Source organism: Vibrio cholerae ATCC 14035 (genome assembly GCF_000621645.1).
Lineage (GTDB): Bacteria > Pseudomonadota > Gammaproteobacteria > Enterobacterales > Vibrionaceae > Vibrio > Vibrio cholerae.
The window spans coordinates 180,932-195,472 of record NZ_JHXR01000004.1 but is presented as its reverse complement, the minus strand read 5'-3'; the positions used below and the strand labels follow the sequence as shown (position 1 = coordinate 195,472).

Annotated in this window: 11 protein-coding genes; 2 read left to right on the top strand and 9 right to left on the bottom strand. The window is 50.3% G+C overall.

Features of this window, described 5'->3' with window-relative positions:
- Positions 1-61: 61 nt before the first annotated feature.
- Positions 62-1,201: a response regulator gene (locus tag T411_RS0105830; protein WP_000061358.1), complete on the top strand. Its 1,140-nt coding sequence runs from the start codon at positions 62-64 to the stop codon at positions 1,199-1,201.
- Here the strand turns inward: T411_RS0105830 and maiA are convergent.
- From maiA to hppD, 4 genes are read right to left on the bottom strand one after another with little or no spacing between them, the layout of a single operon-like run.
- A complete protein-coding gene (gene maiA, locus T411_RS0105825) occupies positions 1,183-1,827 on the bottom strand; it encodes a maleylacetoacetate isomerase (RefSeq protein WP_000052763.1) in 645 nt (214 codons plus the stop codon). The genes T411_RS0105830 and maiA overlap by 19 nt on opposite strands.
- On the bottom strand, positions 1,827-2,846 hold the full coding sequence (locus T411_RS0105820; RefSeq protein WP_000762020.1) for a fumarylacetoacetate hydrolase family protein: 1,020 nt from the start codon (positions 2,844-2,846) through the stop codon (positions 1,827-1,829). Before T411_RS0105820 ends, maiA begins: the two co-directional genes overlap by 1 nt.
- 6 nt (positions 2,847-2,852) lie before the next feature.
- A complete protein-coding gene (locus tag T411_RS0105815) occupies positions 2,853-3,989 on the bottom strand; it encodes a homogentisate 1,2-dioxygenase (protein ID WP_000549755.1) in 1,137 nt (378 codons plus the stop codon).
- Complete coding sequence (gene hppD / locus T411_RS0105810; RefSeq protein ID WP_000969495.1) at positions 3,982-5,055, bottom strand: 4-hydroxyphenylpyruvate dioxygenase; 1,074 nt, start codon at positions 5,053-5,055, stop codon at positions 3,982-3,984. Before hppD ends, T411_RS0105815 begins: the two co-directional genes overlap by 8 nt.
- Before the next feature lie 460 nt (positions 5,056-5,515).
- Between hppD and T411_RS0105800 the strand changes: the two genes are divergently transcribed.
- Entirely contained in the window at positions 5,516-6,622 is a 1,107-nt protein-coding gene (locus T411_RS0105800) for a tripeptidase T (RefSeq protein WP_000052808.1), read from the top strand.
- A 65-nt stretch (positions 6,623-6,687) separates the two neighbouring features.
- Here the strand turns inward: T411_RS0105800 and T411_RS0105795 are convergent, their stop codons facing one another.
- The 5 genes from T411_RS0105795 to acnD form a co-directional block, all read right to left on the bottom strand.
- Positions 6,688-8,085, bottom strand: a complete 1,398-nt coding sequence (locus T411_RS0105795; protein WP_001964796.1) for a bifunctional NUDIX hydrolase/phosphatase PAP2 family protein — start codon at positions 8,083-8,085, stop codon at positions 6,688-6,690.
- Between the two features lie 80 nt (positions 8,086-8,165).
- The gene (locus T411_RS0105790; protein WP_001284194.1) at positions 8,166-8,642 is read right to left on the bottom strand and encodes a GNAT family N-acetyltransferase; all 477 of its coding nucleotides are present in this window, start codon (positions 8,640-8,642) and stop codon (positions 8,166-8,168) included.
- Between the two features lie 173 nt (positions 8,643-8,815).
- Positions 8,816-10,693 carry a propionyl-CoA synthetase gene (locus T411_RS0105785; protein WP_001277380.1) on the bottom strand — a complete coding sequence of 626 codons (1,878 nt, stop codon included), beginning with the start codon at positions 10,691-10,693 and terminating at the stop codon, positions 8,816-8,818.
- A gap of 4 nt (positions 10,694-10,697) precedes the next feature.
- The gene (gene prpF, locus T411_RS0105780; RefSeq protein ID WP_001006407.1) at positions 10,698-11,900 is read right to left on the bottom strand and encodes a 2-methylaconitate cis-trans isomerase PrpF; all 1,203 of its coding nucleotides are present in this window, start codon (positions 11,898-11,900) and stop codon (positions 10,698-10,700) included.
- 8 nt (positions 11,901-11,908) lie between these two features.
- Positions 11,909-14,515, bottom strand: coding sequence for a Fe/S-dependent 2-methylisocitrate dehydratase AcnD (acnD, locus tag T411_RS0105775; protein ID WP_001087426.1), 2,607 nt, complete (start codon positions 14,513-14,515; stop codon positions 11,909-11,911).
- Between the last annotated feature and the right edge of the window lie 26 nt (positions 14,516-14,541).

Here is a 14,541-nt window from a genome sequence, read left to right as displayed (position 1 = left end):
AAGCAACTCATGTCACTTTAATCTTAAATGCCTAAACTTTGTGATGAATAGGATGTTTCACATGTCAATGGAAGACCTTAGCCAATGCACGATACTGATCGTCGATGACTCGCCAGACAATATCGCCTTTATGTCGCAAGGGCTGGCACAGTACTATCGAATCAAGGCTGCTCGCTCAGGAAAAGTGGCACTCGAGATTTTGGCGCAATACCCTATCGATCTGGTTTTACTCGATATTGTCATGCCAGAAATGTCGGGCTATGAGGTAATTAATCAAATCAAACATAACCCGCATACCGAGCATATTCCGGTGATTTTTCTTACAGGTAAAAGTAATCCCGAAGATGAGCAATTAGGCTTTGAGCTTGGTGCCGTTGATTATGTTTTTAAACCGGTCAGCATTCCGCTGCTGAAATCGCGCGTTCACACTCACTTACAAAATAAGCGCTCTAAAGACATTTTATTGAATCAAAACGATTATCTGGAAACCGAAGTGCTGCGACGGTCCGGAGAATTGGATCGCATGCAAGATGCTGTGGTGTTTGCGCTGGCCAGTCTTGCAGAAACACGCGATCCGGAGACAGGTAATCACCTACTGCGTACCCAACATTACGTGAAAGTATTAGCCCAGCGTCTCGCCACCACGGACAAATACCGCGATGTACTGAGCCCGACCGTGATTGATACTTACTTTAAAGCGGCACCGTTGCACGACATAGGTAAAGTCGGCATTCCCGACAATATTCTGCTCAAACCGGGCAAATTGACCCCAGATGAGTTTACCACTATGCGCAATCACGCCTTGCTGGGTAAGCTTGCTCTCGAAAAAGCGGAGAAACTTTCCGGAGCCTGTACCGCGCTCATCAATGTCGCAAAAGAAATTGCCATGGGTCATCATGAAAAGTGGGACGGTTCAGGTTATCCACTAGGACTCAAAGGCGACGATATTCCTCTGAGTGCCCGCTTGATGGCTCTCGCCGATGTGTATGACGCTTTGATTTGCCGCCGCGTTTATAAAGAACCGATGAGTCATGAAGAGGCCAAAGCGATCATTTTACAAGGCCGAGGTTCACATTTTGACCCTATGGTGATTGATGCCTTTTTAATAGAAGAGCAGAACTTCATCGACATTGCACAAAAGTTTGCCGATGAAGAATCTGCTATGGTACCGATTCAACTGGGTCAACAAGCGTCAGGCTGATTTTCTGGAGCAGCCTGCGCAAACGCAGGCAAAGCACGTAACCTTGCTGCGATCTGCTGTAAGGTGGGATAACGACTCATATCGAGATCAAATCGCTCAGCGTTATAAACTTGAGGCACTAAACAGACATCGACCAGAGACAAGCGATTACCCACACAATATTCCCCTGCCGTATAGCGCAATTTCTCTTCCAAACCTTGAAAACCTTTATCAATCCAGTGGCGATACCAACGATTTTTTTCTTCATCGGCCACACCAAGCTTTGCGGTAAGATACTGCAAAATCCGCAAGTTATTGAGCGGATGGATATCCGCTGCGATGTCTAACGCTAACGCTTTCACCTGATAACGCTCGGTACCTCGCTCTGGGATCAAACGGGGGTCGGGATAGGTTTCATCCAAATACTCAATAATCGCCAGCGATTGATTCAAGCAGAGTTCACCATCGATAAGCACAGGAATCAACTCGCTAGGATTGAGGCGATGAAACTCGGCATGATGCTGCTCCCCTCCTTCACGGCTAAGATGCACGGCACGGGACTCGTAAACCAACTGTTTAATATTGAGGGCAATACGCACTCGATAGGCGGCTGACGAACGCCAATAACCATAGAGAATTAAACTCATCACACTTCCTTGTTGTACTGCATCACCTGTTGCTCAATCGCACCAAAAATACTCTGTTGCTGTGGATTGAGCATCTCAATTCGCACCGTATCACCAAAGCGCATGAAGGCTGTTTTGGGCTCACCATCACGCAGCGTTTCTATCATTCGCAGCTCAGCAATGCATGAATACCCTACGCCACCTTCACTGATTGCACTGCCATAATCGGTTCCCTGCTTATTGGAAACGGTACCCGACCCTATGATCGAGCCCGCACACAGTGCTCGTGTTTTCGCTGCATGAGCGATTAACTCTGGGAATGAAAAAGTCATATCCACGCCGGCATTGGGGCAGCCAAACAGTTCGTGGTTATAGGTGGTACGTAATGGCAGGGCAAGGCGCGCGCCATCCCACGCCTCACCAAGCTCATCTGGAGTCACCGCGACAGGTGAAAAAGCCGAAGAAGGTTTGGATTGATAGAAACCAAACCCTTTAGCGAGTTCGTTGGGGATTAGACCACGCAGTGACACATCATTGACCAGCATCAGTAGCCGAATGGCCTGCGCCGCTTCTTGCACTGAGCTTCCCATCGCCACATCGGCAGTTACCACCGCCACTTCTGCTTCAAAATCGATCCCCCACGCTTCATCCGCCATCAGGATCGGACTCCGCGGGGCTAAAAACGTATCTGATCCCCCTTGATACATCAGAGGATCGGTCCAGAAACTGGCGGGCATTTCTGCGCCACGCGCTTTGCGCACCAATTCAACATGGTTAACGTAAGCGGAACCATCCGCCCAATGATAGGCTCTAGGCAACGGAGATAAACACTGCTCTGGGTCGAACAAACGGGCAGTAATAGTACGTTCATTCAGTGCGAAATAGACATCTTGTAACGATGCCACCACCGCATCCCAATTATCCAACGCCTGTTGTAAAGTACGGGCAATCTCAGGTACCGCAACACACAGGGTTAAGTCACGGCTGACGACCACCAACTGACCATCTCGCGTGCCATTATTCAGGGTCGCTAACTTCATATCGCCCTACTCCTTTTTACTCTGCCAACTGTAAACATACTGACGATTTTCCACCTGCTGTGCCGCATCACTAAACTGTAGCGCATGGCGGGTATCAATCATGACCGCCACTTCATCGGTGAATTTTTTGCGATATTCCAAACCGGCTTGGAACGCTTTCGGATGGGGGCCGTGAGTAAAACCGGCTGGGTGGAAGGTCACCATGCCCGCTTCAATATTATCGCGGCTGAAAAAATCGCCAGCGTGGTAAAACAGCACTTCATCATAATCATCATTGTTGTGATAAAACGGCACTTTCAGCGCGCCGGGATCACTTTCAATGGGACGAGGGACAAAAGTACACACCACAAAACCTTGGCCGACAAAGGTGGTATGTGCCGAAGGCGGAAGATGGTAGCGATGCGACATCAGCGGGCGAATATCACGCCAGTTGAGGCGCACGACAGAGAGATCGCCATGCCAACCCACCGCATCCAAAGGATTAAACGGGAAGGTGATGGTGCTTAGCTGCCCATGACGTTTTACCTGCACTTGCGTCTGCTGCTCAGAGTATTGCGCGCGGAATTGATCATTGATCGAAGGCACGTCCAACACGGCAGGGTCAAAGACCGCGTGATTGCCGACTAAGCCTTTTTCGGGTAACGCATAAGCGGCATCGGTGTTTTCAATCATCAAAATAAACAAGGGCTCAATCGGCTCTAGACGCCAGTTGGTCGAGCGCGGGATCAGCACATAGTCGCCATCACTGACGACCATATGGCCATAGTCACAATAGAGATCCGCTTTACCTTGATGGATAAACAGCAGCTCATCACCATCGGCATTGCGCGCCAACGCTGGCATAGCTTGCTCTAGCTTCCACACCCGCACTTTCACTTCATGGTTGTGCAGTAACAGGGGCACTTGCCAAGGAGACAAAGCATTCACTCCTTCCACATGATTGAAGTTGAAGGCGCGTGGACGCAGTTCGCCTTCCCACTCGCTCCAACCTGTCGGTGCATGTTGATGATGAAAATGCGCTGCGGGGCCAAAAAAGCCACTGCGCCCCGCTTCACGTTCGTAAATCGCCTGCTCTGGGAAATCCGCATGCGCCTGCCTTGAACAAGTGCCTTCACGATGCGGAAAAGTGATCCATTTATGCATCAGTCAATACTCCACGGCGGATCTGATCTTCTTCAATCGATTCAAACAGCGCTTTGAAGTTACCTTCACCAAATCCTTGATTACCTTTGCGCTGAATGATTTCAAAGAACACAGGCCCAATCACAGTTTGAGTGAAGATTTGCAGCAAAATGCCATCTTTCATCGGTGCACCATCAATCAAAATACGTAAGTCACGCAGTGCTTGCACATCTTCTTGATGTCCCACCACTCGCTGATTCACCTTGTCGTAATAGGTGTCCGGAGTGGGCATAAAGTCCATGCCACGTTCACGCAAGGTTTTCACAGTGTGGTAAATATCCTCGGTACTGAGCGCGATATGCTGGATACCTTCACCTTTGTACTCACGAATAAACTCTTCGATTTGCGATTTATCGTCAGAGGACTCGTTGATCGGAATACGGATTTTGCCACAGGGCGCGGTCATGGCTCGGCTCACCAACCCTGTCAGTTTGCCCTCAATATCAAAGTAGCGAATTTCACGGAAGTTACCAATCCGCTCATAAAAGCCTGCCCACAGGTTCATGTTGCCACGTTTCACGTTGTGGGTGAGGTGGTCAATTTCATACAACCCCACTTGCGCTTTGGCAAGGCGCTCTTTGCTATCAGGGTAGAAATGAAAATCGACATCATAGATGCTGCGATCGCCATAACGATCCACAAAATAGAGCAAGCTATCGCCAATCCCGATCACCGCCGGAATGCTTAACTCCATAGGCCCAATCTCAGTTTTGTACTCGACGGCACCATTGGCCTGCGCATGCTTGAGAGCAATCGCCGCGTCTTTCACGCGAAACGCCATCCCGCATACCGAAGGGCCATGCTGTTTAGCAAACGCTTCAGCTTGGCTACGAGGCTGTGCGTTGACAATAAAGTTGATGTCACCCTGACGATACAGCCAAGCTTCTTTAGAACGGTGTTTAGCAATTTCGGCAAAGCCCAGAGAGGTGAAGAGGTGTTTGAGGCTGGCAATGCCCTGCTCATCAGCGGCAGTATATTCCACAAATTCAAAGCCATCTGTACCGAGTGGGTTTACGCTATCCATCATCATCGTTTCCTTGGTGTGTTGAGTTGAAGTAACCATGGCTGAAATAATTCATAAAGAAAATCCCAGCTCTGCAAATGGGTTAACTCACCCCTAAATCACCAAAAGGTAACAATTTTATTACATTCAACACATCTAAGATCAACGCCACAAAAACTTTTGCCCTAATCCTACAAAACTTAAACACAACTCATTGAATATTAATAAATAGTTAAAATTTCATGTCTAAATTTCGTGAATTTACACTCATCTGAGAAGAGTAAAGCCAAGCTTACAATGTAACGATATTGTTACTTTCAATTCATGCCAGACGTGGCTGGAGCCTCTCTATTGACACCATTAAGCCTTGCAACGCTCTGGTTTCTATTTCCCTCTGGTTTTCAGGCTTTTTTTGATTTAACGCATCATCAGTCAAGTCAATTGCAGGCATGGTGACAACTTCTGTTCCCTAAGAGGTATTCCTATGAGTCTGATTAATACCCAACGCCTTGTTGACCACTTCCTGCAACTGATTCAGATCGATAGCGAATCGGGCAATGAAAAAAAGATTGCTGAAACGCTCGCGGAGCAACTGGGCGAACTTGGTTTCACCGTACATAAACTCCCTGTTCCGGCGGAGGTGTCAAACGGCTTTAACCTGTATGCCCGCCTAGAAGGCACACTCAATGACAGTATTCTGTTTAGTTGCCACATGGATACGGTTAAACCGGGTATCGGCATTGAGCCTGTGATTGAAGATGGCATTATCCGTTCCAAAGGCAACACGATTTTGGGTGGCGATGACAAATCTGGCATTGCCGCGATCCTTGAAGCGGTACGTGTTCTGCGCGATAGCCAGCAAGCGCACAAAACCATTGAGATTGCTTTCACTGTGCATGAAGAAGGCGGTCTGAAAGGTTCTGAGCATTTTGATATGAGTAAGGTGCAAGCAGAGAAAGCGATTGTTCTCGACACAGGTGGCCCAATCGGCACTATCGTGCGTGCAGCACCGGGTCAGCAAAAAATCGTCGCACAGATCAAAGGTAAACCCGCTCATGCTGGTTTAGTACCGGAAGATGGAATCAGCGCCATTGCGGTGGCCGCTGATGCAATTACTCAAATGAAACTGCTGCGAATTGACGAAGAAACCACGGCTAACATCGGTATTGTGCAAGGCGGTCAAGCGACGAACATTGTGATGCCTGAGCTGAAAATCGTGGCGGAAGCGCGTTCACTCAACGATGCCAAACTCGAAGCGCAAGTTCAGCACATGATCGAAACTTTTGAACGTGCCGCGGAAAAGCATGACGCAACCGTTGAGATTGAATCGACTCGCGCTTACAACGCCTTTAAGTTGGAAGAAGACAACGCGCATATCCAAGCGATCAAAGCGAGCTTTGAAACAATCGGTATTGAGCCGAAAACCAAGCTGAGTGGTGGTGGCAGCGATGCCAATAATTTCAATGCGAAAGGGTTAACTACGGTAAACCTCTCAACCGGTATGGCTAAAGTGCATACTACTGAAGAGTACATCGCGATTGCGGATATGGTGAAAATTGCCGAATTCGTCTGCGCTTACACTACCGCCTAATCAAGTACTTGAGTCATCAATAAAAACCGGAAGCAAATGGCTTCCGGTTTTTATTTAAACTGATTTTAATATGTGGAACTTACTATCGGAGCTTTTAAGCCGCGGCGAGCCAGTAACACAAACAGTAAAATCAGCACGGGATAGCGCAGAGTTTCACCCACTAACATATAGAATGAACTGTGATTGAAGGGCTCAATCAACAAGGAGATTCCCTGATCGGCTAACAGTAACAGCGCGATCATCAGCAACACCCCACGCAATGAAAGCGTTGAAGAGCTTGGTGTTAAGAGGGTCACTAGACCAGAGATCGTCACCAATAACGCAAGCCATTGCGTAAAAATGGGTTGCGGCCAGATGATAGCAAGGATCACGCAAGCGACGGTCAATCCCCACCAAACCGACTTAGAGCAAAGTAGGCTCTCGACATTCACACCCGGTTTTAAATCGAGGCGAATAATGTGCCAAGCGACTAAGGCTCCCACTAAGGCACCAGTGGCAAGATCACTGAGAAAAGCACTACCCGAATAAAAAGAAGCAAATGAGAGCCAAGCAAACAGACCGACCCACACACGCATCACCCAACGCTGAGTGAACTCTTGTTGCACATGCCACAGCAGCACACCTAAGCAGCTCCAAAGCGCGATAGGCAAATTCGGGAAGGCAAAGCCGTAGCTTGGAAACAGCTCTAATGCAGGTTGGTAAACATGTGGTCTTGGTAACGCGAACCCCTGCTGAGCGACGAGGCACAGCAAGGATGTGACCGACATAGCAAACAGAATCTTGTAACAATAAGGTTTGCCAAGCTGCCAATAGAGCAAAGGAAACAGAACCAAAGCGACCACGGGAAGATTAAAAATCATCCCGCTTAAGATCAGGTTTTGTAACCAAGGCATACTCTTTTTTAGTTGGGCGACACCATGTTGTAATTGCCCCAACCACTCTAATTCCACCTGCTGAAATTGAGGAGCCGCTTTATGGAGCTCTGCCACATAATCTACCGCTTGCTCTTGGCTTACTTTGAATAAATCGGCAATAAAAGACCACTGTTCTGGATAACGATACTGCTCAGCCTTGATGAAACTTGGATTAACCAACATGGCAGAAACGGTTTCTACCCCATAATCCGGCGCAAACCAGATCGGCAGTTCATACCCTCCAAAACCATTTTGGTAAGAGTAAGCGATCACCTGAGATTCACTGACGCATTCATAGACTACCGCGGTCGATGTCTGGCCAATCAGGCGTCCAACAGAAACCACCATGCCAGTCTCTTGCCATGTTTCACGCTGAGCCGCCATTTGGGGTGTTTCACCCGCTTCAATCGTACCGCCGGGCAAGGAGAGTTTTCCGGTGAGCACTTCTTGGGTCATCACTAATTTATGATCACCACGGATCAGACATAAAGCGCCGCGATAAGCTGCCTCTTCTTCTTGGCTAGATAACGCCGAAAAAGAAAGCCCCATGCAGAATGTGAAACCCAACATTAACCAAAATGCGCGAACATGTGCCAACAAGATTGTTTCCTTTAAAAAAACGAACTGACCTAAACCAGCGGTTTACGCAACCAGTGAATATGCTGAACGAAACCAGCACACTGATAAAAATCTTGGGCAGACTGGTTAAAGTCCCAGACTTCAACAAACATCTGTTTTACCCCGTAATCTTTGAAAACCCGCTCTAATTTATGACATAGCTGACTGGCAATCCCTTGTCCACGAAAGGCCGGAAGCACATAAAGCTCATCGACACTTCCCATTGCAACCGCCTGACTCACGGTCGAAACCAGCTCACAAAAATGGCCCGTAATAAAGCCCACCACCTGCTCACCTTGTTTGGCGACATACACCAAACACTGCGGATCATCCAAATAACGGGCAATACTCTTCTCTTGTTCAATCTCTTCCGCGGTCTTGAAATGTTCAGGGCATTGCTGATGGTGTTCATCATGCAGCTCAAACATCAACTGGTTGAGTTGTTGTAAATCTGCACTGCTTGCCGAAGAGAGTGAGATATTGGCCATTTTGTGATTTTTATCAATTTATAGTGGGGCGAAATTGTATATGAAGCTCGGAAAAAAATCAGCTTTCACTGTGGGGATTTTGTGCAATCAGATTGTTATCTGTGTCACAGAGATGAGATAGGCCATTAAAAAGTGCTCCATGAGGAGCACTTTATGTTTTGTTCACTGCATTTTCAGTGCTGAAACAGGTTTTCCAGCTCATTGAGGCTCATGGGATCGTCAATCGTAGATGGAATGGTGTAACTCTCACCATCAGCGATTTGGCGGATGATACGCCGCAAAATTTTGCCGGATCGCGTTTTCGGTAAGCGTTCGACCACTATGGCATGCTTAAAGCAAGCCACCGCACCAATTTGATTGCGCACACTGGCAACCAACTCTTGCTCCAGCGTTTGCGCATCAATCTTCACCCCATCTTTGAGCACCACTAAACCCAGTGGCAACTGCCCTTTCAGCTCGTCGTGGACGCCAATCACCGCACATTCCGCGACAGCCGGATGCGCGCCGACAATCTCTTCCATCTCGCCTGTCGATAATCGATGCCCCGCAACGTTGATCACATCATCGATGCGTCCCATGATGAACAGATACCCGTCTTCATCGAGATAACCGCCATCACCGGATACATAATAACCGGGGAATTGCGCCAAATAGCCCGACTCAAAACGGTCATGGTTACGCCAAACGGTTGGCAAACAGCTTGGTGGTAGAGGCCTTTTTAGTGCGACAAAACCTTGCTGATTGGCGGGCATGTTTTCGCCAAGCTCATTAAGAATCTCCACCTGATAACCGGGGATGGGTTTGGTTGCCGAGCCCGCTTTGATGGGCATAGATTCAAGACCCGTTGGGTTTCCAGCAATCGCCCAACCCGTTTCGGTTTGCCACCAGTGATCAATCACTGGCTTGCCTGTTTTGCTTTGTACCCATTCCAAGGTCGGCGGGTCAAGCCGCTCTCCGGCCATAAAAATGGTGGTTAACGCCGACAAATCGTACTGTTTTAAATAATCGCCATTTGGATCTTCTTTTTTGATGGCACGAAACGCGGTCGGCGCAGAAAACAGTGCGGTGACTTGGTACTCCTGACACACTCGCCAAAACGCGCCGGGATCGGGTGTGCGTACCGGTTTGCCTTCATACAAAATGGTGGTGCAACCGTGAATGAGCGGCGCATACACAATATAGGAGTGACCGACTACCCAGCCCACATCCGAAGCTGCCCAAAACACCCCGTCTTGCGGCATGTTGTAGATAATCTGCATTGAATACTTGAGCGCAACCGCGTGGCCGCCATTATCGCGCACCACGCCTTTCGGTTTGCCTGTGGTGCCTGAGGTGTAAAGGATATACAGCGGATCGGTGGCGAGCACAGGCACACAACCGTGTGGCGTGGCCGATTGCACGACCGTGTTCCATTCCAAATCGCGGGCATGAGTGAGCTCGGCGCGGCATTCACTGCGCTGATAAACCAAGACTTTTTCAGGTTTCCAGCGGCTATCCATAATGGCTTTATCGACCATGGGCTTGTAGGGAATCACCTTATTGATTTCCACGCCGCACGAGGCGGTCATGATCACTTTCGGCTCCGCATCTTCAATCCGAACTGCCAGCTCATTCGGTGCAAAGCCACCAAACACCACCGAGTGAATCGCGCCCAAACGCGCACAAGCCAGCATCGCCATCGCCGCTTCTGGGATCATCGGCATGTAGATGATCACGCGATCACCCTTGCTCACCCCCTGTGCGGCCAGCATACCAGCAATTTTCGCGACACTGTCACGCAGTGCCGAGTAACTGTAGCGCTGCTTTTTGCCTGTCACGGGCGAATCATAAATCAGCGCCGTGTGATCACCACGTCCTTGTTCACAATGATAGTCGAGTGCTAACCAACAGGTATTGAGTACACCATCGGGAAACCAACGTTCGATACCATGTTCGTCATTGGCCAAAATGGTTTGCGGCGGTTGAAACCAGTCGATCTGCTGCGCTTGTTTGCGCCAGAAGGCTTCGGGCTGCTCTTTCGCCCATTGATATTGCTCTTGATAGGCAGACATCGCATTACTCCTTGCTCTCACTGAGGGCAGCGTAATTTTCGGGAACGCGTACCCATCCTTCCATTAGAATTCTGGCGCTGCGGCTCATGATCGCGCGCTCAATTTGCCAGCCTTGTTCACCTTGCTTGGCTTTCGCTCCGACTTTTAACGTGCCGGAGGGATGACCAAAGGTGACTGACGTACGCTCGCCGCCCCCGGCAGCCAAATTGACCAACGTGCCCGGAACGGCGGCAGCAGAGGCAATCGCCACAGCGGCGGTTCCCATCATGGCGTGATGCAGTTTGCCCATCGAGAGCGCACGCACGAGCAGATCCACCGAATCCGCTTCTACTGGCTTACCGCTTGAAGCGAGGTAACTTTTCGCGCCACTGACAAAAGCAATTTTTGGCGTATGTTGGCGGTTTTGTGCCTCTTCGATGCGCTCAATCAGACCCATTTTCAGTGCGCCATAAGCGCGCAGCGTTTCAAACTTCGCCAAGGCTTGTGGATCACTGTTGATGGCATCTTGCAGCTCAGTACCTTGATAGCCGAGCGCTTCGGCATCGACAAAAATGGTTGGAATGCCCGAGTTGATGAAAGTGGCGTTGAACGTACCTACATCCGGCACTTGCAAATCATCCATCACGTTACCAGTTGGGAACATAGCACCGCTGTCATCCGCAGGATCCACAAAATCCACCTGCACTTCGGCCGCCGGAAAAGTCACGCCATCGAGTTCAAATTCACCGCACTCCTGCACTGCGCCATTGACTATCGGCACATGCACTACAATGGTTTTGCTGATGTTGACTTGCCACACTTTCACCGCCACCACACCATTGTGCGGAATACGCTCAGCAGGAATCAGCCCAGCATGGATCGCAAACGGCCCCACCGCAGCGGAAAGGTTGCCGCAGTTTCCGCTCCAATCGACAAACGGTTTATCTATCGCCACTTGCCCGAACAGATAATCCACATCGTGATCTTCGCGCGAACTGGCACTCACAATCACCGTTTTGCTGGTGCTCGATGTCGCACCGCCCATGCCATCAATCTGTTTACCGTAAGGATCTGGGCTACCAATCACTCGTAACAACAGAGCATCACGGGCAGCACCGGGAAGCTGCGCTTCAAGCGGCAAATCGTTCAGACGGAAAAACACCCCTTTGCTGGTTCCGCCGCGCATGTAGGTGGCAGGAATACGAATTTGTGACACTGTCTCGTTCATGCTGCCTCCTACTGCGCCAAAAAGTCTTGTGCGAAGCGTTGCAACACGCCACCCGCTTGATATACATGTACTTCATCGGCTGTGTCCAAACGACACGTCACCGCCACATCCAGCTTCTCACCGTTTTGTCTGGTCACGACTAGCGCTAAATCTGCACCGGGCTTGATCTCACCCACCACATCAAACAGCTCAGTGCCATCGAGCGCTAACGAGTGGCGATTGACGCCCGGCTTAAACTCTAGCGGCAGTACGCCCATCCCAACCAAGTTGGTGCGGTGAATGCGCTCAAAGCCTTCGGCCACGATCGCTTCAACGCCGGCTAAACGCACACCTTTGGCCGCCCAGTCGCGTGATGAACCTTGGCCGTAATCCGCTCCCGCAATCACAATCAGCGGTTGTTTGCGGTTCATGTAGGTTTCAATCGCTTCCCACATGCGGGTTACTTTGCCTTCCGGCTCAATACGCGCGAGAGAACCTTGTTTGATCTGCCCGTTTTCTTTAACCATTTCGTTAAACAGTTTCGGGTTGGCAAACGTCGCGCGCTGCGCAGTGAGGTGATCACCGCGGTGCGTGGCGTAAGAGTTAAAATCTTCCTCTGGCACGCCCATTTTGGTCAGGTATTCTCCAGCCGCGCTGCTGGCCAAAATGGCATTGGAGGGCGATAAATGATCGGTCGTGATGTTGTCACCCAAAATCGCCAGTGGTCGCATCGCTTTCAAGGTGCGCGGTGCCGCGAGCGCTCCTTCCCAATACGGTGGACGGCGAATATACGTGCTCATCGGCCGCCAGTCATACAGCGGTGAGCTCGCGCTTTGTGTCTCATCGAGTTTAAACATCTGGATATAGATCTGCTTGAACTGCTCCGGCTTGACCGCGCGGCCAACGACGGCATCAATCTCTTCATCACTTGGCCATAAGTCATTGAGATAAATCGGCTTGCCTTGCGCATCGTGACCCAGCGCGTCACGCTCAATATCAAAGCGCATCGTGCCTGCTATCGCATAAGCCACCACCAGCGGCGGCGAAGCCAAAAACGCTTGCTTGGCGTACGGATGAATACGGCCATCAAAGTTGCGGTTGCCAGACAGCACCGCCGTAGCGTAGAGATCGCGTTCAATAATTTCTTGTTGAATCGCGGGATCGAGCGCGCCACTCATGCCGTTACAGGTGGTACAGGCATACGCCACAATCCCAAAACCAAGCTGTTCGAGTTCAGAGAGCAGCCCAGCTTCTTGCAAATACAATTTGGCGACTTTCGAGCCGGGCGCGAAAGAGGTTTTCACCCAAGGTTGACGTTTAAGGCCGAGCTGATTAGCTTTTTTGGCGAGTAGCCCTGCCGCAACCACGTTGCGCGGGTTACTGGTGTTGGTACAGGAAGTGATAGCGGCGATGATCACCGCGCCATCAGGCATCAAGCCCTCTGCTTGTTGTGCTTCTCGTTGCTGAGCAGGAATGGCAATGCCGCGCGCGCTCAGATCTTTGGTCGGCAAACGGCGATGCGGATTGGAAGGCCCCGCCAAATTGCGCTCAACACTGGAGAGATCAAACTCCAGCACACGTTCGTATTCCGCGTGCTCTAAGCTGTCCGCCCATAAACCTGCGGCTTTGGCATAGCTTTCAACCAAAGCGACTTGCTCTGGCTCGCGGCCAGTCAGTTTTAAATATTGAATGGTCTGTTCATCAATGTAGAACATGCCGGCGGTCGCGCCGTATTCCGGCGTCATATTGGAGATGGTCGCGCGATCGCCGATGGTCAGCGCTTTCGCCCCTTCGCCAAAAAACTCCAGATAGGCTGAGACCACGCGCTCGCGGCGTAGAAACTCGGTTAAGGCCAATACAATATCGGTTGCGGTAATACCTGGTTGGCGCACTCCGGTCAGTTTCACGCCGACAATGTCTGGCAAGCGCATCATCGAAGGGCGACCGAGCATTACGGTTTCCGCTTCAAGGCCGCCCACACCAATTGCCAGCACACCGAGTGCATCAACGTGCGGCGTATGGCTATCCGTGCCTACGCAAGAATCAGGGAAAGCCACACCCTCTTTCACCTGTATCACCGGCGACATTTTTTCCAGATTGATCTGGTGCATGATGCCGTTACCGGCGGGGATCACGCTGACGTTTTTAAACGCGGTTTTACACCATTCGATAAAGTGGAAGCGATCTTCGTTGCGTCTGTCTTCCACCGCACGGTTTTTCTCAAACGCATCAGGATCGCAGCCGGAATATTCCACCGCCAGCGAGTGATCGACAATCAACTGAGTCTCGACCACAGGATTGACTTGCGCGGGGTCGCCGCCTTGTTCGGCAATCGCATCACGCAAGCCTGCCAAATCAACCAACGCGGTTTGGCCGAGAATATCGTGGCACACCACGCGCGCGGGATACCAAGGGAAATCAAGATCGCGTTTACGCTCGATAATTTGCAGCAGACTTTCGCTCAATTGTTCCGGTGGGCAGCGGCGAACCAAGTTTTCGGCCAGAATACGTGCCGTGTAAGGCAAAGTTTGGTATGCGCCCGGTTTTAACGCCTCGACCGCCGCGCGCGTATCAAAAAAATCGACCTGAGATTGCGCAGGGCTTGGCAATAAGGCTTTACGATACAGACTGTTCATGTTTTTGCTTCCATTGCTTAGCAACT

Excerpts from the sequence above, each read along its gene's own strand:
- T411_RS0105830 (WP_000061358.1), top strand. The coding sequence starts at position 62 with ATGTCAATGGAAGACCTTAGCCAATGCACGATACTGATCGTCGATGAC.
- maiA (WP_000052763.1), bottom strand. The coding sequence starts at position 1,827 with ATGAGTTTAATTCTCTATGGTTATTGGCGTTCGTCAGCCGCCTATCGA.
- T411_RS0105820 (WP_000762020.1), bottom strand. The coding sequence starts at position 2,846 with ATGAAGTTAGCGACCCTGAATAATGGCACGCGAGATGGTCAGTTGGTG.
- T411_RS0105815 (WP_000549755.1), bottom strand. The coding sequence starts at position 3,989 with ATGCATAAATGGATCACTTTTCCGCATCGTGAAGGCACTTGTTCAAGG.
- hppD (WP_000969495.1), bottom strand. The coding sequence starts at position 5,055 with ATGATGGATAGCGTAAACCCACTCGGTACAGATGGCTTTGAATTTGTG.
- T411_RS0105800 (WP_000052808.1), top strand. The coding sequence starts at position 5,516 with ATGAGTCTGATTAATACCCAACGCCTTGTTGACCACTTCCTGCAACTG.
- T411_RS0105795 (WP_001964796.1), bottom strand. The coding sequence starts at position 8,085 with ATGGGGCTTTCTTTTTCGGCGTTATCTAGCCAAGAAGAAGAGGCAGCT.
- T411_RS0105790 (WP_001284194.1), bottom strand. The coding sequence starts at position 8,642 with ATGGCCAATATCTCACTCTCTTCGGCAAGCAGTGCAGATTTACAACAA.
- T411_RS0105785 (WP_001277380.1), bottom strand. The coding sequence starts at position 10,693 with ATGTCTGCCTATCAAGAGCAATATCAATGGGCGAAAGAGCAGCCCGAA.
- prpF (WP_001006407.1), bottom strand. The coding sequence starts at position 11,900 with ATGAACGAGACAGTGTCACAAATTCGTATTCCTGCCACCTACATGCGC.
- acnD (WP_001087426.1), bottom strand. The coding sequence starts at position 14,515 with ATGAACAGTCTGTATCGTAAAGCCTTATTGCCAAGCCCTGCGCAATCT.